At 71.9% G+C, this 22,433-nt stretch carries 19 protein-coding genes and 1 pseudogene; 13 read left to right on the forward strand and 7 right to left on the reverse strand.

Features of this window, described 5'->3' with window-relative positions; translation table 11 throughout:
• The first annotated feature begins 7 nt into the window (after positions 1 to 7).
• The 7 genes from FS825_RS00695 to FS825_RS00725 all read left to right on the forward strand — a co-directional run bounded on the left by FS825_RS00695 (position 8) and on the right by FS825_RS00725 (position 6,378).
• A complete protein-coding gene (locus tag FS825_RS00695) occupies positions 8 to 1,066 on the forward strand; it encodes a polyprenyl synthetase family protein (protein ID WP_186376996.1) in 1,059 nt (352 codons plus the stop codon).
• Entirely contained in the window at positions 1,063 to 1,980 is a 918-nt protein-coding gene (locus FS825_RS00700) for a phytoene/squalene synthase family protein (protein ID WP_144709912.1), read from the forward strand. The genes FS825_RS00695 and FS825_RS00700 overlap by 4 nt, the downstream gene beginning before the upstream one ends.
• The gene (crtI, locus tag FS825_RS00705) at positions 1,977 to 3,605 is read left to right on the forward strand and encodes a phytoene desaturase family protein (protein WP_186376997.1); all 1,629 of its coding nucleotides are present in this window, start codon (positions 1,977 to 1,979) and stop codon (positions 3,603 to 3,605) included. The genes FS825_RS00700 and crtI overlap by 4 nt, the downstream gene beginning before the upstream one ends.
• Positions 3,605 to 3,946 (forward strand): lycopene cyclase domain-containing protein, encoded by a 342-nt coding sequence (locus tag FS825_RS00710; protein WP_144709914.1) that lies wholly within the window; start codon positions 3,605 to 3,607, stop codon positions 3,944 to 3,946. Before crtI ends, FS825_RS00710 begins: the two co-directional genes overlap by 1 nt.
• Entirely contained in the window at positions 3,943 to 4,341 is a 399-nt protein-coding gene (locus FS825_RS00715) for a lycopene cyclase domain-containing protein (protein WP_186376998.1), read from the forward strand. Before FS825_RS00710 ends, FS825_RS00715 begins: the two co-directional genes overlap by 4 nt.
• Positions 4,338 to 5,264: a prenyltransferase gene (locus FS825_RS00720; RefSeq protein ID WP_144709918.1), complete on the forward strand. Its 927-nt coding sequence runs from the start codon at positions 4,338 to 4,340 to the stop codon at positions 5,262 to 5,264. Before FS825_RS00715 ends, FS825_RS00720 begins: the two co-directional genes overlap by 4 nt.
• Positions 5,265 to 5,334: 70 nt before the next feature.
• Complete coding sequence (locus FS825_RS00725) at positions 5,335 to 6,378, forward strand: Gfo/Idh/MocA family protein (protein WP_144709919.1); 1,044 nt, start codon at positions 5,335 to 5,337, stop codon at positions 6,376 to 6,378.
• Between the two features lie 398 nt (positions 6,379 to 6,776).
• Here FS825_RS00725 and FS825_RS00730 read toward each other — a convergent pair whose 3' ends face one another.
• Positions 6,777 to 7,517: an MBL fold metallo-hydrolase gene (locus FS825_RS00730; protein WP_144709921.1), complete on the reverse strand. Its 741-nt coding sequence runs from the start codon at positions 7,515 to 7,517 to the stop codon at positions 6,777 to 6,779.
• Between the two features lie 63 nt (positions 7,518 to 7,580).
• Here FS825_RS00730 and FS825_RS00735 point away from each other — a divergent pair, with 63 nt between their 5' ends.
• The 3 genes from FS825_RS00735 (at position 7,581) to FS825_RS00745 (ending at position 9,962) form a co-directional block, all read left to right on the forward strand.
• Positions 7,581 to 8,096: a hypothetical protein gene (locus tag FS825_RS00735; RefSeq protein ID WP_144709923.1), complete on the forward strand. Its 516-nt coding sequence runs from the start codon at positions 7,581 to 7,583 to the stop codon at positions 8,094 to 8,096.
• Between the two features lie 3 nt (positions 8,097 to 8,099).
• Positions 8,100 to 9,131, forward strand: a complete 1,032-nt coding sequence (locus tag FS825_RS00740) for a YihY/virulence factor BrkB family protein (protein WP_144709925.1) — start codon at positions 8,100 to 8,102, stop codon at positions 9,129 to 9,131.
• Positions 9,132 to 9,266: 135 nt separating this feature from the next.
• The gene (locus FS825_RS00745) at positions 9,267 to 9,962 is read left to right on the forward strand and encodes an SDR family oxidoreductase (RefSeq protein ID WP_144709927.1); all 696 of its coding nucleotides are present in this window, start codon (positions 9,267 to 9,269) and stop codon (positions 9,960 to 9,962) included.
• Positions 9,963 to 9,974: 12 nt separating this feature from the next.
• Here FS825_RS00745 and FS825_RS00750 read toward each other — a convergent pair whose 3' ends face one another.
• A complete protein-coding gene (locus FS825_RS00750; RefSeq protein ID WP_144709929.1) occupies positions 9,975 to 11,552 on the reverse strand; it encodes an ABC-F family ATP-binding cassette domain-containing protein in 1,578 nt (525 codons plus the stop codon).
• A gap of 285 nt (positions 11,553 to 11,837) precedes the next feature.
• Here FS825_RS00750 and FS825_RS00755 point away from each other — a divergent pair, with 285 nt between their 5' ends.
• Complete coding sequence (locus FS825_RS00755; protein ID WP_144709931.1) at positions 11,838 to 12,257, forward strand: DUF3151 domain-containing protein; 420 nt, start codon at positions 11,838 to 11,840, stop codon at positions 12,255 to 12,257.
• 224 nt (positions 12,258 to 12,481) lie between these two features.
• Here FS825_RS00755 and FS825_RS00760 read toward each other — a convergent pair whose 3' ends face one another.
• From FS825_RS00760 to FS825_RS00775, 4 genes and pseudogenes are all read right to left on the reverse strand, one after another.
• Positions 12,482 to 15,505 carry a glycoside hydrolase family 2 TIM barrel-domain containing protein gene (locus FS825_RS00760; protein WP_144709932.1) on the reverse strand — a complete coding sequence of 1,008 codons (3,024 nt, stop codon included), beginning with the start codon at positions 15,503 to 15,505 and terminating at the stop codon, positions 12,482 to 12,484.
• The gene (locus tag FS825_RS00765) at positions 15,502 to 16,437 is read right to left on the reverse strand and encodes a carbohydrate ABC transporter permease (protein ID WP_144709934.1); all 936 of its coding nucleotides are present in this window, start codon (positions 16,435 to 16,437) and stop codon (positions 15,502 to 15,504) included. The genes FS825_RS00760 and FS825_RS00765 overlap by 4 nt, the downstream gene beginning before the upstream one ends.
• 167 nt (positions 16,438 to 16,604) lie before the next feature.
• Positions 16,605 to 17,522 (reverse strand): annotated as a pseudogene (locus tag FS825_RS00770) (carbohydrate ABC transporter permease); the annotation flags it as partial.
• Entirely contained in the window at positions 17,519 to 18,883 is a 1,365-nt protein-coding gene (locus FS825_RS00775) for an ABC transporter substrate-binding protein (protein WP_144709938.1), read from the reverse strand. The gene FS825_RS00775 and the pseudogene FS825_RS00770, both read right to left, overlap by 4 nt.
• 187 nt (positions 18,884 to 19,070) lie before the next feature.
• Between FS825_RS00775 and FS825_RS00780 the strand changes: the two genes are divergently transcribed.
• Positions 19,071 to 20,228 carry a baeRF2 domain-containing protein gene (locus FS825_RS00780; protein ID WP_144709939.1) on the forward strand — a complete coding sequence of 386 codons (1,158 nt, stop codon included), beginning with the start codon at positions 19,071 to 19,073 and terminating at the stop codon, positions 20,226 to 20,228.
• A 104-nt stretch (positions 20,229 to 20,332) separates the two neighbouring features.
• Here FS825_RS00780 and FS825_RS00785 read toward each other — a convergent pair whose 3' ends face one another.
• Positions 20,333 to 21,514, reverse strand: a complete 1,182-nt coding sequence (locus FS825_RS00785) for an MFS transporter (protein WP_144709941.1) — start codon at positions 21,512 to 21,514, stop codon at positions 20,333 to 20,335.
• 82 nt (positions 21,515 to 21,596) lie between these two features.
• Here FS825_RS00785 and FS825_RS00790 point away from each other — a divergent pair, with 82 nt between their 5' ends.
• A complete protein-coding gene (locus FS825_RS00790) occupies positions 21,597 to 22,298 on the forward strand; it encodes a GntR family transcriptional regulator (protein ID WP_260980950.1) in 702 nt (233 codons plus the stop codon).
• Positions 22,299 to 22,433 lie beyond the last annotated feature (135 nt).

The following is a 22,433-nucleotide window of genomic DNA, read 5'->3' on the forward strand; positions in this document are numbered from 1 at the left end:
TAGGCCAATGAGCGAGGAAGCGGCCACCGTGGCGCACATCGACCTCGCGCTCGTGGACGACTGCCTCGAGCGCTTCTTCGCCGTGTCGTCCGCGCGTGCCGAGCGCTACGGCCGCCCCTCCGAGGAGCTCTGGCGGGTGCTCCGCAAGGCGAGCATGGGCGGCAAGCGCTTCCGTCCCCGCATGGTCCTCACCGCGTACGCGGGCCTCGGCGGCGCGGACCCGCACGCCGCCGCGAACGTCGGCGCCGCCTACGAGCTGCTGCACACCGCGCTGGTCGTGCACGACGACGTCATCGACCGTGACTGGTCCCGCCGCGGCCAGCCGAACGTCGCCGGGTCCTTCCGCGACACCGGGACGACCGGCGGGCTGCCGCTCCCCACCGCCGAGCACCGGGGGATGAGCGCCGCCGTGATCGCCGGGGACCTCGCGCTCGCCGCCGCCCCGCGCTTCATCGAGTCGTCCGGCGTCACCGGCGAACGACGGGTCCGGCTGCTCGAGATCCTCGACGAAGCCGTGTTCGCGAGCGCCGCGGGCGAGATGGCCGACGTCGACCTGGCCCTCGGTGTGATGCCGACCGTGGACGAGGTCCTGCAGATGGAGCGTGCGAAGACGAGCGTGTACTCGTTCGAGGCGCCGCTGCAGTCCGGTGCCGTCCTGGCCGGCGCGTCGGAGCCGGTCGTCGCCGCGCTCGGCGCCTTCGGTCGGGAGATCGGCATCGCCTACCAGATCGTCGACGACCTCCTCGGCGTCTTCGGTGACGAGACGACGACCGGCAAGAGCGTGCTCGGCGACCTCCGTGAGGGCAAGCGCACCATGCTCATCGCACACGCGGCGACGACCGAGTGCTGGCCCGACATCGCCCCGTACCTCGGCGACCCGGACCTCACCGAGGAGCGCGCGACCGAACTCCGTGCGACCCTGGTCACCTGCGGAGCCCGCGCGGCCGCGGAAGCGCGGATCGCCGACCACGCAGCACTCGCCCGTGCCGAGCTCGCCGGACTGCCGTACGACCTCGCCGACCGCCTGGAGGGCCTCGTGACCGAACTCGTGGAGCGCGCCCGGTGAGCCAGAGCACCACCACGCGTCTGCCCCTGTACGACGCGACGGCCGAGGCCGCCTCCGGCGTCGTCATCGAGCGGTACTCGACGTCGTTCGGGCTGGCCAGCCGCCTGCTCACGAAGGACACCCGCGAGCACATCCGCAACGTCTACGCCCTCGTCCGGGTCGCCGACGAGGTGGTCGACGGCCCCGCGACCGAGGCCGGTCTCGACCACGACCTGGCGCGGATCGTCCTCGACGAGCTCGAGGCCGACACCGAACGGGCGATTGACCTCGGCTTCTCGGTGAACCCGGTCGTGCACGCGTTCGCACGGTCGGCCCGGGTCACCGGGTTCGGCCCGGAGCTGACGCGGCCCTTCTTCGCGTCGATGCGCATGGACCTCGAGCGGACCGAGCACGACCAGGAGTCGTTCGACCGTTACGTGTACGGCTCCGCCGAGGTCGTCGGCCTGATGTGCCTCCGCGCGTTCGTGTACCGCGCCGGACGGCCGACGTTCGACGACACCGTGCTCGTCGACGGCGCCCGTGCGCTCGGGGCAGCGTTCCAGAAGGTGAACTTCCTCCGCGACCTGCACGCCGACTTCGAGGTCCTCGGCCGCTCGTACTTCCCGGGCGTCGACCTCCGCACCTTCGACGAGGCGACGAAGGACCGGCTGGTCGACGACGTCCAGTCCGACCTCGACCGCGCCGCCCGGACGATCCGGTTGCTGCCCGCTGACGCCCGGAACGCCGTCGGGCTCGCCCACGCGCTGTTCCAGGAGCTCAACGACCGCATCGCGGCGACACCGGCCCCGCGGCTCATCACGACCCGGGTCCGCGTCCCGAACCCGGTCAAGGCGCGGTTGGCCGCGCAGGTGCTCGCCGGACGTGCGCCGCTGCGGTCGCGCGCGACCCACCACCGGACTGGAGGCGCGGTATGACCCCGCCCCGCGCCTCCAGGAAGAAGGCCCCCACGTCCAAGCGCAAGGTGCCCGCCCGTCGCGCCGTCGTGATCGGCGGTGGCATCAGCGGACTCGCGTCCGCTGCCCTGCTGGCGCGGGACGGCTTCTCTGTGACCGTGCTCGAGCAGCGCAAGCAGCTCGGCGGCCGGGCCGGGTCGTGGGAGCAGGACGGCTTCCGGTTCGACACCGGACCGTCCTGGTACCTCATGCCCGAGGTGTTCGACCACTTCTTCCAGCTGCTCGGCACCTCGGCCGACGCCGAACTCGACCTCGTGAAGCTCGACCCCGGCTACCGCGTCTACAGCGAGGGGCACGAGGACCCGATCGACCTCCGCGCCGACCGAGAGGCGAACATCGCGCTCTTCGAGTCGGTCGAGCCCGGTTCCGGCAAGCGGATGCGGAAGTACCTGGCCTCCGCCGAGGACACCTACGCGATGGCGGTCCGCCGGTTCCTCTACACGAGCTTCCAGGACCTCACCAAGCTCGCCGCACCCGACGTCCTCCGCCGGTTGCCGAAGCTCGCGCGCCTGCTCATCGAGCCGCTGTCCACGTTCGCCGAGTCCGCCGTGAAGGACCGCCGACTCTGGCAGGTCCTCGGCTACCCGGCCGTGTTCCTCGGCACGAGCCCGTATGCCGCTCCGAGCATGTACCACCTGATGAGCCACCTCGACCTGGCCGACGGTGTGCTGTACCCGAAGGGCGGCATCACCGAGGTCATCTCCGCGGTCGAGCGCGTCGGACGTCGCGAGGGCGCGAAGATCATCGCCGGGGCGAAGGTCGAGCGGATCGTCGTCGAGGACGGCCACGTCACCGGCGTCGTGCACCGGGACCGGCGGGGCGTGCAGCACACCGCGCCGGCGGACCTCGTCGTGAGCGCTGCGGACCTCCGGCACACCGAGCTGCAGCTGCTCGACAAGGAGTACCGCACGTACCCGACCGCGCACTGGGCGAAGCGTGACCCGGGGCCGAGCGCCGTGCTCGTGTACCTCGGTGTCGACGGCCCGGTTCCGGGGCTCCTCCACCACACGCTCGTGTTCACCGCGGACTGGAAGGCCAACTTCGGCGCGATCTTCGGCGCCGACCGCCACGTGCCGGACCCCGCGTCCATCTACGTCTGCGCCCCTTCCGAGACCGACCCCTCGGTGTCGCCCCCGGGGACGAGCAACCTGTTCCTGCTCGTGCCGTTGCCGGCCGACCTCTCCATCGGCAAGGGCGGAATCGACGGTGCCGGCGACTACGAGGTCGAACGGATCGCCGACCGTGCGATCGACGTCGTCGCCGAGCGCGCCGGCGTCCCGGACCTTCGGGACCGCATCCGCGTGCGCCGGACGATCGGGCCGCGGGACTTCGCCGACGACTACAACGCGTGGAACGGCTCGATGCTCGGGCCGGCGCACACCCTGAAGCAGAGCGCCTTCTTCCGCGAGAAGAACGCGTCGCGGAAGGTCGACGGGCTCTACTACGCGGGGGCGTCGACTATCCCGGGCATCGGTCTGCCGATGTGCCTCATCAGTGCTGAGGTGCTCCTCAAGCGCATCCACGGCGACACCAGCACCGAGCCGCTGCCGACGCCGCTCGGCTCGACGTCGGCCGCCGCCGTCTGATGCCCGGGCTGTACCTCGCCGGTCTGGTGGTGTCGCTCGTCGGCATGACCGTGCTCGACGCCCGCTTCCACTTGTTCTTCTGGCGGGCTCCGTGGCGTGCGGCGGCGGTGATGGTCGTCGGCGTCGCGTTCTTCCTGGTGTGGGACGTCCTCGGCGTCGCGCACGGCATCTTCTTCATCGGGCACCAGCGGCTGCTGACCGGGGTGCTGATCGCACCGGACGTCCCGCTCGAAGAACTGTTCTTCCTGCTGCTGCTCTGCTCCACGACCATGAACACGGTCGGGTTCGTGCAGCCCCTCGTCGCACGTGCCGTCCGGCGGGCCGAGCGGAGTCGATCGTGACGGGGACGGGTGCCTACGCGCTGCTCGCGGTGCCGTTCTTCGCGGTCGTCGCCGTGGTGGCCGTCGTCGCCGAGATCGTCGCCGCGCGCCGGGCCCGAGCGCACGGCCGGCGCGGTGGCACGGGCCGACGGATCGCAGTCGTCACCGGGCTCGTCTCGGGGGCGGTGCTGCTGGTGATGACGCTCGTGTTCGACAACGTCATCGTGACCCTCCGGATCGTCGCGTACGACCCGGCGCTCATCAGCGGGGCGAAGATCGGCGCGATCCCGGTCGAGGACCTCGCGTACTCGATCGCCGCGATCGTGCTGCTGCCCAGCCTGTGGGTCCTGTTCGACCGGACCGGCGCGCGCCCCGCGCCCGACCCGACCACCGCACCACCGGAGGAGTCCCCGTGAACGCGAGCACCGCCTCCAGGCCGTCGACCCTGCGCGCACTGTTCGTCTCGTCGCGCCCGATCAGCTGGGTGAACACCGCCTACCCGTTCGGCGCCGCGTACCTGCTCGGCAGCGGCGTGGGCGTCGACGGGGGTGGCGGGTTCTCGCTCGTGGCGTTCCTCGTCGGTGTCGTGTACTTCCTCGTGCCGTACAACCTCGCGATGTACGGCATCAACGACGTCTTCGACTACGAGTCCGACCTGCGCAACCCGCGGAAGGGTGGTGTCGAGGGCGCCCTGCTCGACAAGAGCGTGCACCGCACCACCCTGTGGGCCGTCGTCGTCACGAACGTGCCGTTCCTCGTCGCGCTCGTCGTGCTGGGTGCCGTGAGCGGCAACGGACCATGGTCGTGGCTCGTCCTCGCGATCAGCGTCTTCGCCGTGATCGCCTACTCGGCACCGGGGCTGCGGTTCAAGGAGAAGCCGTTCCTCGACTCCCTCACCTCGTCGACGCACTTCGTGTCGCCCGCGATCTACGGCCTGGCGCTCGCCGGGCCGCACTGGACCGGACAGCTCGTCGCCGTCTGCGTGGCGTTCTTCCTCTGGGGTGTGGCCTCGCACGCGTTCGGGGCCGTGCAGGACGTCCTCGCCGACCGTGCCGGCGGGATCGGCTCGGTGGCGACCGTCATCGGCGCCCGCGCCACGGTCCGCCTGGCGTTCGTCGCCTACCTGGTCGCCGGGGTCGCCCTGCTGTTCTCGGCCTTCCCCGGGCCGATCGCCGCGGTCGTGGTGATCCCGTACGCGCTCAACGTGCTGCCCTGGTGGAACGTCACCGACGCGGGGGCAGAGTCCGCGAACGCGGGGTGGAAGCGGTTCCTGTGGATCAACTACCTCGCCGGGTTCATCGTCACGATGGCACTCATCGCGTACGCCTTCACGCACTGACCGGGGCACTGACAGACTGGACGAGCGCGCCGCGGGAGTCGCGACGCGGCAGCCACGAAGGAGTGCACGCATGACGGTCCGGATCATCCACGTCGGTCTCGGAGGGTGGGGCGGCAACTGGGCCCGCACCGCCATCCCGGAAGTCACCGAAGTGGAGGTGGTCGGGCTCGTCGACCCGGTCCCCGCGACGCTGGACGCCGTGCGTTCGGACCTCGGGCTGCCGACGTCCGCGGCGTTCTCGTCGCTGACCGAGGCGCTCGCCTCGGTGGAGGCCGATGCCGTCGTCATCACCGCGCCGGCCGTGACGCACGTGCCGCTCGCGCTCGAGGCGCTCGAGGCCGGCAAGCACGTGCTCGTCGAGAAGCCGTTCGCCAACACCACCGACGAGGCCGTCACCGCCGTACGCCGTGCCGAGGAACTCGGCCTGGTGCTCCAGGTCAGCCAGAACTACCGCTGGTACCCGGCGCCCCGGGTGGTCAAGGACCTGCTGGCGGCCGACGCAGTGGGCGAGCTCTCGGCGATCGACATCGACTTCCGGCAGTGGGACAACGATCTCGCGTTCGAGGAGCACCCGCACTACCGGTTCCCGCACGCCATGATCAACGACATGGCCATCCACCACTTCGACCTCATCCGGATGGTCACCGGTCGCGAGGCCGTTCGCGTCTTCGCGAAGGCGTCCTACCCGTCGTACAGCAAGTACCAGGACGAGGCCGTCGCGTCGATGATCGTCGAGCTCGAGGGCGGTCTCGTGGTGAGCTACCGCGGCAGCTGGCTCTCGCGCGCGCCACGGACTGCCTGGGCGGGGGAGTGGAGCATCCAGGGGTCGGACGGCGAACTGTGGTTCACGAGCCGGTCGGGTGAGCCGAACGCCGTCGAGGGCGACCGTGTCACGATCCGTCGGACCCAGGACGACGCGGCGTCGCCCGTCGAACTCCCGGCGCTGGCGCACACCGACCGGCAGGGTGGGCTGCAGGCCTTCGCGCGGTCGGTCGAGGGCGGTCCGGCGCCGGAGACGAGCGGTCGCGACAACCTGCGGAGCCTGGCGCTCATGGAGGCGGCCGGTCGCTCCGCCGCGTCCGGGTTGCCGGAGGACGTGGTCGTCCCGTCCTGACGCGGGCGCCCGGTCGTCCGTCCGGGTGGGTCGTGCCTGACCTGGCGGAACCGGGCGTACCTGGTCGTTCCGGGCGTACCTGGCGAGGCCGCGCCCGGCCCGGTCGTCCCGGGCGTACCTGGTCGTTCCGGGCGTACCTGGTCGGATGTTCCGACCGGGTACGCCCGATTCCGCCTGGTACGTGGGTGGTCGCCGCGGGTGGCGCGCGACGTGCGGCCGGTCGGACGGGAGGCGCGGGTCGGCGCCGACCCGCGCCTCCCGACCGACGCGGTGCCGGGTCGTTCCGGGCGTACCTGGTCGTACCGGGCGTACCTGGTCGGTTGGTTCGGCCGGGTACGCCCGATTCCGCCAGGTAAGCCACGCGCGCCCCCGCGCCCGCGCCGCGCCCGCGCCGCGCGCTACGCGGCGCCCGCCGCCCGCCGCGCCTGCGCGACGGCGGACCGCACCCCGAGCGACCACACCGGCCCGTGACCGGGCAGCACGTGCTTCGCCTCGGTGTCGGACAGCCGGTCGAGCGACGCGACCGCCGTGCTCATGTCCGCCGTGGCTGCCGGTGCGACGACCCGCGGGCCGATGCCGCCGGTGTACGGGTCGAACGTCACGAGTGCGTCCCCGGCGATCACGGCGTCCCGGTCGGCGAAGTGCAGCGCCACGTGCCCGTCGGTGTGCCCGGGCGTCTCGATGATCCACGGCGACCCGGGGACCTCCGCACGGGACTCGAGCGGCACGGTGTCGTCGATGCCGGACACGGTCGCCGCACCGGCGAGGAGCATGCGACCGAGTGGCGCGAGGCCGCCCGGGTGCAGCGCGACGAAGCCGAACCGGTTCGTCTCGGGCCGGTACGAGTACGGGTGTGCCGCGAGTGCACGGTCGCCCGGGTGCACGTACACGGGCGTGCCCCACTCCCGGTGCATCCGGAGGGCCGTGCCGACGTGGTCGAAGTGCCCGTGGGTGAGGAGGAGCCCCTCGACCTGCTCGGGCGAGTACCCGAGGTCGTGCACGGCGAGCAGCAGGTGCGGCCACACGGCGGGGAGTCCGGCGTCGACCACGAGCAACTGGTCGCCGGTCTCGACGAAGTAGGTGTTGGTGTGTGCGAGCTCGAGGCGGTGGATCCCCTCGGCGACGTCCCGGAAGAGCATGCAGCGCACGGTAGACGGCCCCGGCTGAGCACCGGACGGGGCTCGTCCTGGTAGGCACGAAGCATGCCCAAGGACAGTCTCCCCGAGCTCGAGCTCGCGAACGTGCGCACGCGCGAGCGACTCACCGACAGCGTGAGCGAGATCCGTCGCCGCGCCGACCTCCCCGCCCGGACACGCCTCGCCGTCGCGAAGACGCGTCAGCGGTGGCACCGCGACCCCACGCCCCTCGTGGCGATGGGGATCACGGCAGCGGCTGGTGTCGGCGCCATCGTCCTGGGGTTCGCGATCGGGAAGCGCCCTGCCGGTCACCTGGCCGACCCGCCCGCCTCGACCGCGTTCACCACGCTGCTGCCGTTCGGCCCCCGCGGCGACGGCCCGACCTGGGCGGAGCAGACGCAGCCCGGTCGGAAGGGCCGCAAGGCACGCCAGAAGGCCGCCGAGGAAGCGCTCGAGCGCGACCCCGCGCACCGCGCTCGCGTGAAGCAGCGCGCCGGCATCGCCGCCGTCCAGCGACGAGCCGACAAGAACCGCAAGCAGGCCGCGAAGCGGTCCAAGCAGGCCGCGAAGGCGAAGGGCTAGACGATGACCGACGACCAGGGCAAGCCCGCACCGGACGACCCCCGCAAGCCCGACAACCCCGCGGACCTCAACAAGCCCACGATCGTCTACACGCTGAAGAAGACGCTCCGGGAGTTCTCCGCGGACCAGTGCACCGACCTCGCGGCGAGCCTGACGTACTACTCCGTCCTCGCGCTCTTCCCCGGGTTGCTGGCCGTCGTGTCGATCCTGGGGCTCGTCGGCCAGGCGGACACCACGATCAAGACCCTGCTCGACATCATCGGGAACATCGGTTCGGACAAGGTCGTCGACCTGATCCGCGGGCCGGTCGAGAACCTCGTCCGCTCGCCGGCGGCACCCGTGACGTTCATCGTCGGCATCGTCGGCGCCATCTGGTCGGCCTCCGGCTACGTCGGCGCCTTCGGCCGGGCGATGAACCGCATCTACAACGTCCGCGAGGGGCGACCGATCTGGAAGCTCCGCCCGACGATGCTCGGCGTCACGCTCGCCACGGTGATCCTCCTCGTCCTCGGCCTCCTCGTCCTGGTGAGCGGCCCGCTGGCCCGCAGCTTCGGCGACGTGATCGGCCTCGGCGACGTCGCGGTCACCGTCCTCAGCATCGTGCAGTGGCCGATCCTGCTCGTCATCGCGATCGTCGTCGTGGCGGTGCTCTACTACTGGTCGCCGAACGTCAAGCAGCCGAAGTTCACGTGGGTGAGCGGCGGCTCGATCCTCGCGCTCCTCATCTGGATCATCGCGAGCGTCGGGTTCGGCTTCTACGTCGGGAACTTCTCGAACTACAACGCCACGTACGGCTCCCTCGGTGGTGTGATCGTCTTCCTGCTCTGGATCTGGATCACCAACAACGCGCTGCTGTTCGGCGCCGAGTTCGACGCCGAGATCGAGCGCGGTCGTGAACTGCAGGCCGGCATCCGCGCCGAGGAGGACATCCAGCTCCCCGAGCGCGACACCCGCCAGATCGAGAAGCAGGACGAGAAGCGCGCGCAGGACGTGCTCGACGGCATCAAGATCCGGGAGGACGCCGACCGCAGCTGACGGTCGGCCGGGGGCCCGGGGCCGGTTCCCCGGACGGGAGGCGCGGCTCGTCCGCGGCAGGCGCGCTCCGTCGGGTTCTCCACAGGTCCACTGCGCGACACCGGCCCGCACCGCGGCTTCCGTAGGCTGGTGCGCATGACCGACACCGCGCCTCCCGTCCGTCCGACCGCACTCGTGACGGGCGCGACCCGTGGCATCGGCCGAGCCATCGCGTTCGACCTCGGGCGCACGCACCACGTGCTCGTCGGCGGCCGTTCGGCCGAGGCCGTCGATGCGCTCGTCGCCGAACTGCCGAGCGCTGCGCCGTTCGTCGCCGACCTCGCGTCCGGGGACGTCCCGGCGCTCCCGGAGCGGCTCGACGTGCTCGTGCACTCCGCCGGCGTCGAGCAGGGCACCACCATCGCCGACACGCCCCGCCCCGTGTGGGAACAGGTCTTCGCGACGAACCTCTTCGCGGTGGCCGAACTCACCCGGCTCGCGCTCCCGGCCCTCCGGGCGGCACGGGGCATCGTGGTGCCGATCAACAGCGGCTCGGGCTTCCACTCCGGCCCCGGCGGCGGCGTGTACGCGGCGTCGAAGTTCGCACTGCGGGCCTTCGCCGACGCCCTGCGCGAAGAAGAGCGGGCGAACGGCGTCCGGGTCTCGAGCGTGCACCCGGGCCGGACCGACTCGGACATGCAGCGGGCGCTCACCGAGAAGCTCGGCGAGGACTACGACACCGCGTACTACCTCGCGCCGGAGGACGTCGCCGCCGCGGTCCGCACCGTCGTCGACCTGCCGGAGCGCGGCACCGTCGAGTCGCTCGCGATCCGACCGACCCGACGGCGCTGACGGCGCCGGCGCTCACCCCAGCTCGATCCTCGCCGTGAGCTCCAGCCGGTCGAGGAACGTCTCGTCGTGGCTGACCACGACGAGGGCTCCGCGGTAGGACCGCAGTGCGTCGACGACCTGGTCGACGCTCGTCAGGTCGAGGTCGTTCGTCGGTTCGTCGAGCACCAGCAGCTGCGGCGGCGGGTCCGCGAGCACCAGGCTCGCCAGCGCCACCCGGAACCGCTCCCCACCGGAGAGCGCGCTCGCCGGGCGGCCGAGGGTGTCCCCGCGGACGAGGAACCGCGCGAGACGGTTCTTCACCTCGGCGTCCGGGATCCCAGGGGCGCGGCGCCGCACGTTGTCGAACACCGACGCGTCGTCGTCGAGCGAGTCCTTGCGCTGCGGCAGGTACCCGATGCGGTCGACGTGGGCGGTCGCGCTCGTGTCCGGGAGCGGGTGCTCCCGGGCCCCGGGCGCGCCGACGAGCTGTTCGAGCAGCGTCGTCTTGCCCACGCCGTTGTCGCCCGCGACGGCGATGCGCTCCGGGCCCTGCACGATCGTGTCCCGACCGCGGACGGTGATCGTGGCGATCCGCTTCGACGCGGGCACGTCCGGGTCGGGGAGGGCGACGTGGATGGACTCGTCGACGCGGAGCCGGAGCTGCGCTTCCCGCTTGTCCTCGAGCGCCGCGGCCTCGTCGTCCGCCGAGCCCGCACGGAGCCGCCCGGCGGTCTCCTGCGCCTTCTTCCGTGCCTCGTTCGCGAGGATCTTCGGCATCGACCGACCCGCCTTCTCGCCCGCCTTGGCACGGCGCGCGATCTTCGTCTCGGCCTCGATGCGCTGGCGCTTCTCGGTCCGGTGCCGCTGGTCGGCGACGCGGACCTCGCGCTCGACCGCGGCCTGCTGCACCGCGACGTGCTCCTCGAAGGCGCTGAACGTCCCGCCGAACACGGTCATCGAACCCGCGCGGAGCTCGGCGACCTCGTCGACGTGCTCGAGCAGTTCGCGGTCGTGGCTCACGACCACGAGGGTGCCGGACCACGAGTCCACCATCTCGAGCAGGACGCCGCGGGCCCGACGGTCGAGGTTGTTCGTCGGCTCGTCGAGGAACACCACGGGAGCGCGGCGCATCCGGATGCCGGCGACCGCGACGAGCACGGCCTGACCGCCGGACAGGGTCCCGACGGGCCGGTCCAGGTCGTCGGCGTCGAGTCCGAGCCCGATGCCGGAGAGCGCGGCGGCGGCGCGCTCCTCGACGTCCCAGTCGTCGCCGACGGCGTCGAACAGGCCCGGGGAGACGTCGCCGCCGAGGACCGCGCGGAGCGCCGTCACGGTGTCCCGGATGCCGAGGAGGTCCGTGACGGTCGCGCTCGGGTCGCCGGTCAGGCGCTGGGGGAGCAGGTCCACGCGGCCGGACGTCGTGATGCGGCCGGACGAGGGGTGGAGCTGCCCCGTGGCCAGCCGGACGAGCGTGGACTTGCCGGCCCCGTTCCTCCCGACCAGGCCGGTCCGGCCCCGTCCGAAGGCGGTGGTGAGGTGACTGAGCGCGACGGTGCCGTCGGGCCAGGTGAAGCTGACGTCGTCGAGGACGACGGACGGACTGATGGGCATGCGGGTGCCTCCCCGGTTGTCGGTGCTGGGCGCACGACACCGGTCCGCCGTCAGGCGGGGCGTCCGACGGGACGCGAGGACACCGGTGTCAGCGCGTGGGCTGAGCAGGACCGGTGGTGGCCAGCAAGGCGACTCTCTCCGTCGGGGGACCCCCGTGTCCGCCATCCGTGCCGCCGGTCGGTCGTCCCGCCCCGGTGGCCTCGTGATGACGACGAGGTGACCGACACGCTACGCCCGTGGTCGGGCGGGCCGCAAGGGTCCCGCGCGCGTGACAGGCTGGGGGGCATGCCGGAGAACCTGCTGCCGAACCCGACCGCGAACCCCGAGACGCTGCTCCCCGCCGAGCCCGAGGTGACCGCCGCCATCGCCGCCGAGACCCCGGTCGCGAGCATCGTGGTGTCGTACCCGTCGTCGAGCCTGGCGTGGGCGCTCCTCGCCGACGAGGCTTGGGAGCGCGGGGCGACCCTCGAGTCCTACGCGTACGCCCGGGTCGGGTACCACCGCGGCCTCGATGCCCTGCGGAAGGCCGGGTGGCGCGGCACCGGGTCCGTGCCGTGGTCGCACGAGCCGAACCGCGGCGTGCTGCGGGCGCTGTTCGCCCTGCGTCGTGCGGCCGAGGCGATCGAGGAGCCGGGCGAGCCCGAGCGGCTCACCGAGTTCCTCGACGCGTCCGACCCCGAGGCGCGGCGCGCGCTCGAGGCGTAGCGCGGCGCCGCGCGCGGCGCGCCCGCGGCGCCCAGCCCGCGCCGGTGCGCCGCGCCGCCGCCCGCGTCGCCGCCGCGCCCCCGCGACGAACCACGAAACCGACGTCGAACCAGCCCCGGAGGGCGGTTCGACGTCGGTTCCGTGGTTCGAACCGCAGCGCAGCGACGGCCGCGCCCGCCGCGCCGCAGGCCCCTCCCGCGCCGCCCGCGCCCGCGCCCGCGCCGCTACGCCAACACCACGCTCCACGAGAACGCCCGCGGCCACAGCTGGTGCTCCGGCAGCACGTCGAGCCCGCACGCCCGCGACCCGAGCCCGTGCTGCGCCGCGTCGAGGTACAGGTACGTGTGGTCCGGCGTCGGCAGCTCGTACGGGTGTCCCGCGCGACCGATCTGCTGCGCGGTCCACGGCGACAGGGTGAACCCCGCACGGTGCGCCCCGACGGTCGACACGGTGAGGTCCCCGACCGACAGCGTCCGGAGCCCCGGCCGGTGCCCCGTCTCCTGCGGCATCGAGTACTCGACGGACAGCGCCCGCACCGGTGCCGTGAACCGTCCGACCCGGGCCGCGTGCGACGAGTCCGCGTAGGACTCCAGCGGCCCGGTCCCGAACCACGTCGCCTCCGAGTCGAGCAGCCCGACGGGCAGGTCGAACCGCACGCCGATCCGCGGCCAGGTCACGTCCCACGCCCCGAACGGCACGGCGTCGGTCTGCAGCACCAAGCCCGAGTCGGTCAGGGTCCAGCGGTGCGTGACGTCGACGCCCCACCCGCTGTTCGCCGCGGCCACGCGGACCCGTTGCACGAGCCCGGAGTCGGTCCTGGTCACCGCGACGAGCCGGTGCGTCAGGCGATCCAGCCCTCGCGAACGCCACCGCGTCGCCGAGGCCGGGGCGTCCGGGTCGCCGACGCCGTGCGTGAGCACCGGGTCGGCGGTCTCGTACCCGCCCTGCGACGCCAGACTGTCGTTGTCCGTCGGCGCCCGCCAGAGCTCGAGTCGGGGACCGGCGACCTCGTGCCCCTTGAAGCCGACGAGGTCACCGCGGGCGGTGAAGGTCCCGTCGCCGAGACGGTCGCCGTCCCACCCCTGCCTGGAGGCGCGTGGCGGCTCCGCCTCCCGGCTCGCGACGAGCGTCTGGGTGCGTGCGACGACGTGGCCGGTGTCCGCCCACGCGGTCGGGCCCGCCAGCTCGGCGGTGACGTCGAACCACAGCTCTTCGCCGGGTGCCGGCTCCGACGCTGTGGCGGCGAGCACCTCGTCCGGCACCGGCACGGTCGCGGACGCCCGCGCGGCGACGACACCGGGTGCGAAGCGTCCGGAGGCCTCGACGACGCCGTTGCGCGACAGGGTCCAGCAGAAGCGGAGCCCCGCGGTCGACGCCGAGTGGTACCGGTTCTCGACGAGCAGGGTCCGGTCGGACACCGACAGTCGGATCGGGGCGACGACGGCCGCGAACTCCGCGAGCCCCGGAGTCGGGGAGTCGTCCGGCAGCACGAGGCCGTCCATTACGAAGTTGCCGTCGTGCACGACCTCGCCGAAGTCGCCGCCGTACCCGTAGTACGGCTGGCCGGACGCCGTGTGGGTCAGGAGCCCGTGGTCCCGCCACTCCCACACGAAGCCACCGTGCAGGCGCGGGTACTTGTCGACGAGGGCCTCGTACTCGGCGATCTGCCCGGGTCCGTTCCCCATCGCGTGCACGTACTCGCAGTGGATGAACGGCTTCGACCGCTGGCGTGCGGCCGCGGCCGGACCGCAGCCGAGCAGCGGGGTGGGCGTGCCGCCGCCGATGGACTCGGTCTCCTGCAGCGACGGGTACATCCGCGAGTAGACGTCGGTGTACTCGCCCGTGTAGTCGCCCTCGTAGTGCACGGGGCGTTCGGCGTCCCGCGCGTGGACCCACTGCGACATGGCCGCGAGGTTCCGCCCGGTGCCGGACTCGTTGCCGAGCGACCACATCACGATGGCCGGGTGGTTCTTGTCCCGCTCGACGGTCCGCGCGATGCGGTCGAGGTAGGCGTCCTCCCACGCGGGGTCGTCGGACGGGTTGCCGACCCAGTCCGTGAAGATGAACCCGTGGGTCTCGAGGTCGCACTCCAGGATCACCCAGAACCCGAGCTCGTCGGCGAGGTCGAGCACGCGGGGGTGTGGCGGGTAGTGCGAGGTCCGGATCGCGTTGACGTTGTTCCGCTTCATGCGCGCCATGTCGGCGCGGGCGTGCTCCTCGTCGAAGACGCGGCCACGCAACGGGTGCGTCTCGTGCCGGTTCACCCCGTGGAAGACCACGCGCTCGCCGTTCACGAGGAACCGGTCGCCCTCGATCGCCACGGTCCGGAACCCGAGCCGCAGCGAGACGGTCTCCCCGCCCGACGCGGCAGAGGCACCGCCGGCAGCGGTCCCGGTCGCCAGGGTCGCGTCGTACAACCGCGGGAGCTCAGCGCTCCACGGCTCGACCCCCTCGACGGTGATCGGCCCGACGTCGGAAGCGGACGCCCACGTCACGTCGATGCCCAGATCGGGCACCGAGAACCGCACCGGGAACACCGCGTCGAGCGTCGGGAACGTGATCGTCCCCGTGCCGGTCGAGGGGCGTCCGGACGCAGCGGTCCCGGCGGTGGCGGCGTCACCCAGGACCGCGGTCCACCCGGCCCGCACGAACACGTCGTCGATCGGCGCACTCGGGCGTGCCAGCAGCGTGACGTCCCGGAAGATGCCGGGCAGCCACCATTGGTCCTGGTCCTCGAGGTACGACGCGGCCGACCACTGGTGCACGCGGACCCGCACCTCGTTCGACCCCGGCCGCAGCAGGGACGTCACGTCGAACTCCGTCGCGAGCCGCGAGCCGGTCGCCCACCCGACCTCGGACCCGTTCAGCCACACCCGGAAGTGCGACTCCACGCCGTCGAACCGCAGCAGCACCCGGGCCGCCGCGTCGAAGGACGTCGGCAAGGAGAACGTGCGCCGGTAGTCACCGGTGGGGTTCTCCTCCGGCGGGTGCGGCGGGTCGATCGGGAACGGGTACTGCAGGTTCGTGTAGCTCGGTGCCCCGTGCCCGTGCAGGACCCAGTGGGCCGGGACGGGGATCGTGCCCCACTCGTCGTTCGGTCCGGGTTCCGGGACGTCCGCGACGGGCGACCACCGGAAGTCCCACTCCCCGTTGAGCGACAGCGCCGGGGCGTCGGTGTGCAACCAGGCCCGCGGTGCCAGCCTCGAGTCGGAGCCGGGCGTGGTGGAGGAGAGTGCGGCGATGGTCAACCCTTGACCGATCCTTCCGTGAGGCCCCCGCGCCAGAAGCGCTGCAGGACGATGATGGCGATGACGAGCGGGATGACCGAGACGAGCACCCCGCCGGTGGTGAGCTGGTAGAACTCCGGCAGACGGTCGACCTGCGAGCGCCAGTTGTTCAACCCCAGTGTGATCGGGTAGAGCTTCTGGTCTGCCAGCATGATGAGCGGTAGGAAGAAGTTGTTCCAGATCCCGACCACCTGGAACAGGAACACGGTGACGAGCGCCGGCGTCATCTGCCGCAGCACGATCGTGTGGAAGATGCGCAGCTCGCCGGCGCCGTCGATGCGCGCCTGCTCGAGCAGCGCCGTGTCGACCGAGGCCGACGCGTACACGCGGCAGAGGAACAGGCCGAACGGACTGACGAGGCTCGGGATGAGCACGCTCCAGTACGTGTCGGTCAGCCCGAGCGTCGAGAACAGCAGGAACAGCGGCAGCGCCGTCGCGGTCCCCGGCACGAGCACGCCGCCGAGGATCGTGCCGAAGACGAGCTGCCGTCCGCGGAACTCGTACTTCGCGAGCGCATACCCACCGGCCGCGGCGAAGTACGTCGCGAGGACGGCGCCGACGCCCGAGTACAGGATGCTGTTCGCGATCCACCGGACGAAGATGCCGCCGTCGTAGGTGAACACCTGCTGGAGGTTGCTGAACAGGGCGAAGTCGCCGCCGAACCAGAACCCGTTCGTGGCGAACAGGGCACCGGTGGTCTTCGTCGCGGCGATGACGACCCAGTACAGCGGGACGAGGAAGTACAGCGCGACGACGACCAGGATGCCCGTCACGACGATCTGCGACTTCCCGGAGCGGTCGAGCTTGCGGCGCTGGTGCGCCGTGATCGACGTGGTGTCGACCGGCACGGCGGTCTTCGCCGTGGCCGGCGCTTCGATGGCTTCGCTGGTCATGCGTCCGCCCCCTTGGTTGCGTTCTGCGGTCCGGACTCCGTCTGGAGGCGCGGTGCGGCCTGGGTGGTGACCACCGGTCGGGCGGATGCGCGCGTCTCGAGCGCACGCCGCGCCTCCAGTCCGTCCCGCTTCCCCCGCTTCCGGCGCTCCCGCTCGTCCTTCGGCGGACGGTTCGTCAACGCGAGGAACGCGAACGACAGGATGAACGCGGCCAGCGCGATGATGACCGCCTGGGCCGAGGCGACGCCGTACTCGTTGAACGCGAACGCGTTCGTGTAGGCGGCGTAGTTCGGCGTGTACTCCGTGTCGATCGCGGGAGCGACCGTGGACAGGATCTGCGGCTCGGCGAAGAGCTGCAGCGTCCCGATGATCGAGAACACCGTCGTGAGCACGAGTGCCGGGGCGATGAGCGGGATCTGGATCCGCCACGCGACCTGGAACGCGTTCGCGCCGTCGACCCTCGCGGCTTCGTAGACCTCGCCGGGGATCGACTTCAGCTGCGCCACGATGATGAGCATGTTGTAGCCGGTGTACGTCCAGGTGACGATGTTCGCGATCGACCACAGCACGCTGTTCGCGCCGAGGAAGTCCGGCTGCAACCCGATCGCCTGCAGGCCCGCGACGATCGGCGAGAGCCCGGGCACGTAGAGGAACGACCACAGGATCGTCGCGATGACGCCCGGGACGCCGTACGGCATGAAGTAGATCGCCCGGAAGAAGCCCGGCCAGCGGGCGCTCGCCGACTCGAGCAGCAGCGCGAGGATCGTGCAGGCGATGATCATCACCGGGACCTGCACGATGCCGAACAGCAGCATCCGTCCGATCGAGGCGACGAAGCCGTTGTCGTTCAGCGCGGTGACGTAGTTGTCGAACCCGGCGAACCGGCCGGTGACGCCGTCCTCGCCGAAGAGCCCCTGCCGGTCGACCGTGGTGAAGCTCTGGAACAGCGCGCTGATGATCGGGATGACGAACGTGAGCACGAACAGGGCGAGGAAGGGCGCGAGGAGGATCCACGGCGCGCGCTTCTGCGCACTCGTGGCCTTGGTGCTCGTGCGGAAGCCGTTCTTCGGCTGGGTCGTGGTCATCGTGCCGTCCTCACGCTGAGGCCCTTGTCCTTGAAGGACTGGACGATCTCCTTCTGGGCGAGCTCCACCGCGTCGGTGAGCTTGAGTCCGCTCGTGAGCTTGCGGCGGAACTGGTTCTGCAGGCTCGTGAACGCGGACTGCGTGACCGGGGACCACGACCAGTCGACGTTCTGCTCCGTCGCTGCGGGCACGAAGACGTCCTCGTTGTAGTTCTGGCCGGAGAACCACGCGCTGGGCTTCTCACGCTGCGCGCCGATGTAGTCCTTCGCCGGCGACCACCCGATGCCGCAGTACTTGATCATCGCGTCGATGCCCTCCTTCGAGGTGGTCATCCAGGTGATGAACTCGAGCGCTTCCTTCGGGTGCTTCGAGTTGGCGAGCACCGCGGCGGTCGACCCGCCGATCGCGCTCGACCCGAACCCGGTGTCGCCCCACTTCTGCATCGGCGCGACCTTCCACTTGCCCTTGCCGCCCTGGACGCTCTCGATGAGGGCGTCGCCCCAGCTCGCGCTCGTGACGGCCGCGATCTTGCCGCTCGCGGCCGAGGCGTACCAGCCGGGGGAGTACGCGCCGGCGCTCGTGTCGACGAGCTTGTCGTCGATCACGCCGTCGAAGAACTCGGCGACCATCAGGGTCTGGTCGTCGGTGAGGTCCACGACCCACTCGTCGCCGTCGACCTTGAACCAGCGGGCACCGGCCTGCTGCGCGTACGCGGCGAAGGGCGAGGCGTCCGAGACCGGGAACACCTCGAGGTAGTTCTGCGACCCGGTCTTCCGGACCTTTTCGGCGAGGTCGCGCCACTCGTCCCACGTCGCCGGGGGTTCGCCGCCGGCCCGTTCGAGCACGGCGGTCTGGTAGTAGAAGCCCATCGGGCCGGTGTCCTGCGGGATGCCGTAGACCCCGTCGACGAACGAGACCTGGGCCCACGCGGCGTCGTCGTACTTCGACTCGAAGTCCTTCGCGCCGTAGCGGGCGAGGTCGACCAGGCCGTTGGCGAGCATGAACTCCGGGACCTGGCGGAGCTCGACCTGCCCGATGTCCGGGCCGCCTCCGGCCGCCAGCGCCGAGTACATCTTCTGGTACCCGCCGCTGTTGCCGCCGGGGATCCAGTTCGCGTTCACCTGGATGTCCGGGTGCGTGCGGTTCCAGACGTCGCAGACCTTCTGCAGGTCCTTCAGCCACGCCCAGTAGGTCAGTTCGACCTTCTGGCCGGCGGCCGCCGCGGGGATCACCGCGGCTCGGTTGACGTTCGTCGAGCCGGGGACAGCGCACCCGGCGAGCAGTCCTGCGGCAGCGGTGCCCAGGCCGAAGCCCAACAGCTGTCGTCTCGATATCGGGCTTCGGTTCGGTCGTGGCGTCATTGCCGGACTCCGGTTCGTCGTCGATCGGGGTTCTCCTCAGCCAACCACAGAACCGAGCACCGGTGTCTTTTCACGGCCTGGGTGTTCCCTCCGCGCCGCGGACACCCCCAGGCAGCCGGGTGGAGTGTGGTCGGACACGAAACGTCGGGGTTCGTGACAGCCCCGGCACCGTCCGAGAGGAGCTGCCATGACGTCGACCAACGCGACGAGCGAACTGCACGGGATCCTGGGACAGCGATTGGAGGGCGGTGGGACGTGGGCCTGGGCCTACGCCGACGTCTCCGGCAACGTGGAGGATCCGAGGCGGCAGGCGGCCCTCAAGCTCCGGGCCGTCGAGACGGCGCTCCGCGGGCAGGGCGCGGCCGACGACGTGGTGGACCTGATCGCCGGCGAGTTCGAGCAGGAACCCGGTGTGCCGTCGCCCGTCACCCGCTACGTGCTCGTCCACGACGGCGAACTCGTGCTCAGCGAGGTCCTGCCGGGTCAGTTGCACGGCCCGGAGGCCGTCGGCGTCGGACACGTGCCCGACCTCGTCCCGCTGGTCGCCCACCGTCCGGTCGACCTGCCGTTCCTCGTCGTGCACGCCGCGAAGGAGGGCGGCACCTTCCGCACCTACCGCCTCGGACACGCTCCGGGCGCCACCGACGACCGGGTCGTCGAGGGGCGGACCGACACCCTCCACTACGCCAAGGCCGGCACCGGCTGGAAGCAGCCGCACTGGCAGGCGCACACCGAGGAGATCTGGAAGCAGACCTCGGGCGAGGTCGCTGCCGCGATCGACGAGACCGTCCGTTCCCTGCGCCCCGGACTCGTGGTCGTCGCCGGGGACGTCACCGCGCGGGAACTCCTCGTCAAGACGCTCTCGGCGGAGACCCGCGCCCTGACCTCGGTGTTCCCGGGCGACCCCCGGGCGGACGCCGGTTCGAAGCAGGCGTTCGTCGAACACGTCGAGACCGCTCTCGCCCGGGTCGTCGCCACGCGGCGGCACGACCTCGAGGACCTGCTCCGCACGCACGCCGGCCGCGGTGACAACCTCGCGGTGACCGGGCTCGGAGCCGTCGTCGCCGCGCTGCAGCAGGCGCAGGGTGCGGTGGTCGCGCTCGACGCCGTGGCGGTCGGGGAGCGCACGCTCCTCGCGCTCGCCGGTGCGCCGTGGGTGGCGACGGCGCCGGAGCAGGCGGCCGGGACGCCCGTGATCGGGGCCGTGCCGGCGGTGTGCGCGCTCGTGCGGGCGGCGGTGCTGACGGATGCGGAGCTCGTGCTCGTCAACGCGGCGTCGTTGCCCGGAGGAGCGGCCGCGGCGGCGCTGCTGCGGTGGCCGGTCGGCCCGGCGGTCCCCGCCTGAGCCCGGGCTGTTCGCGCTTACCTGGTCGAAACGGGCGTACCTGGTCGAACTTTTCGACCGGGTACGCCCGTTTCTGCATTCCATCGCGAGCGTTCTGGGAAGTTTCAGTCGTGCAGCGCCCGGTCGCGGCGCGGCACCAGGGGGAGCGCCAGCAGCGGCAGGACCCCCACGATCGAGAACGATGCCGCGAACCCCACCGCACCGACCAGTGCGCCGACCCCGGGGCCGACGGCGCTCGCCGCGATGAACTGCCCGGTGTTCTGCGCACCGAGGGCCCGGCCGGACCAGAACGGGCCCGCCGCTTCCGCCACCGACGTGTACGCGAGGCCGTTGTCCGCCACGGTCACACTCGTCGCGACGACCAGGAACACCGCCGCCGCGGCGAAGTGCGTGGCGTCGACGAGCGCGAGCAGGCCCATCACGACGGCGGCGCTCACGGCGACGATCCGCAAGGGACCGACCCGGGAGCCGGCGCGGTCACTCCACGCCCCGACCAGGATCCGGCCGATCGCGCCGACGAACTGCGACGCCCCGACGAGGAGTCCCGCCGCCGGCGTCGACCAACCGAGGCCGACGAGCCACACCAACCCGTACGTCGACAGGGTGAACTGCGGCACCACGAGCAGGATCGACACCGCGTGGATCCGCCAGAGGAACCCGTTCGTCCGGTACGGGTTCGCCACGTGCTCGGCCGGGGCGTCCGCACGGGCGGGACGCGGCGGGTTGACGATCCCGATCGCGCAGAGCACGGCGAGCACCGTGCACAGGACGATCGGGAGCACTAGGGCGGCCCGGATGCCGTCGGCCTCGGCGAGCTGTGGGACGGTGACCGCCGCGAGGGTGACCCCGAGCGGCTGCGACATCTGTCGGATGCCCATCGCGAGTCCCCTCCGTTCCTTGGGGAACCAGCCGACCACGACCCGCCCGCTCGCCGCGTTCGTCGAGGCACTCGTCATGCCGCCTGCGAGGAACGCGAGCCCGAGGAGGACCGGGTTCCCCGCGGCGGCCCAAGCGCCGACGACCGCGAGCGTGGTGAGCACGAGACCGCCCGCGATGACGATCCGCTCGCCGACGCGGTCCGTGATCGCTCCCCAGGCGATGAGCGTCAGGACCATGCCGAAGGTCGGGGCCGCGGCGAGGAGCCCGGCGAGGGTCAGCGACGTGCCCTGGGCGTGCAGGTACGGGATGAGCAGCGCGGGTGCGGACACCACGAGCGTGCCGGCCGCCTGGGCTGCCACGCCGAGGGCGAGCATGGTCCAGGCGCGGGAGGTGGTGGTCACGGGCATCCCTGGTCGTTTCGCATCGGAACGGATTGGTATACCAAAACGGTATACCATCCGGAGCGCTCCACGACTAGACTGGTTGGCCGTGACGGAGACGACGGACGCAGCCCCCGTGTCGCAGACGAGCCAGCTCTACGACAACCTCCGATCGGCGATCCTGACCCTCGAGATCGCCCCGGGGGAGCGCATCTCCGAGCGTGGGCTCGAGGCCCGGTTCCACGCGTCCCGGACGCCCGTCCGCGCGGCACTCTCACGCCTCGAACGCGAGGGGCTGATCCTCCACGAGGGTCGCTCGTGGACCGTCACCCCGATCGACCTCGACGAGATCGCCTCCCTCGCCGAACTCCGCGGCGTGCTCGAACCCGCCGCCGCCCGGCTCGCCGTGGCCCGTGCGTCCGAGGCGCAGCTCGACGAGGTCCGGGCGCACCTGGACACGCTCCGCCCGACACCCGACCAGCAGGCCGGCATCCGGATGGGGTCGACGTTCCACCTCGACCTCGCGGCGCTCGGCGGCAACCGGTTCATCACCGACGCCATCGCCGACGCGCTCACCCGACTCGAGCGGACGCGCTGGATCGAGGTGCGCACACCCGAGGCCCGCGACGCCGCCTGGGACGAGCACAGCGCCATCATCGACGCGATGCGCTCCGGCGACGCGGACCGCGCCGCAGAACTGCTCGCGGCGCACGTCGCCGGGACGAACGACCGGTTGCTCGCGTGGATCGCGCAGGAGCGCCGACGGCTGCGGGGCGCCGGCATGGCGATCGTCGGGAGCACCGAGCGCTGAACCGGCGGTCCGCCAAAGGAGCACTGAGCACTGACCCCTGCGGTCTGCCAGGCCGGTCGCCAGCCGCACGACGCGCGTGCCGCCGTGGACGCGCCCCGACCGGGAGGCGCGCGGCGGGGCGGACCCGCACCGAGC

Origin of the sequence: Curtobacterium pusillum (assembly GCF_007680845.1) — a bacterium.
Classification (GTDB): Bacteria; Actinomycetota; Actinomycetes; order Actinomycetales; family Microbacteriaceae; genus Curtobacterium; species Curtobacterium pusillum_B.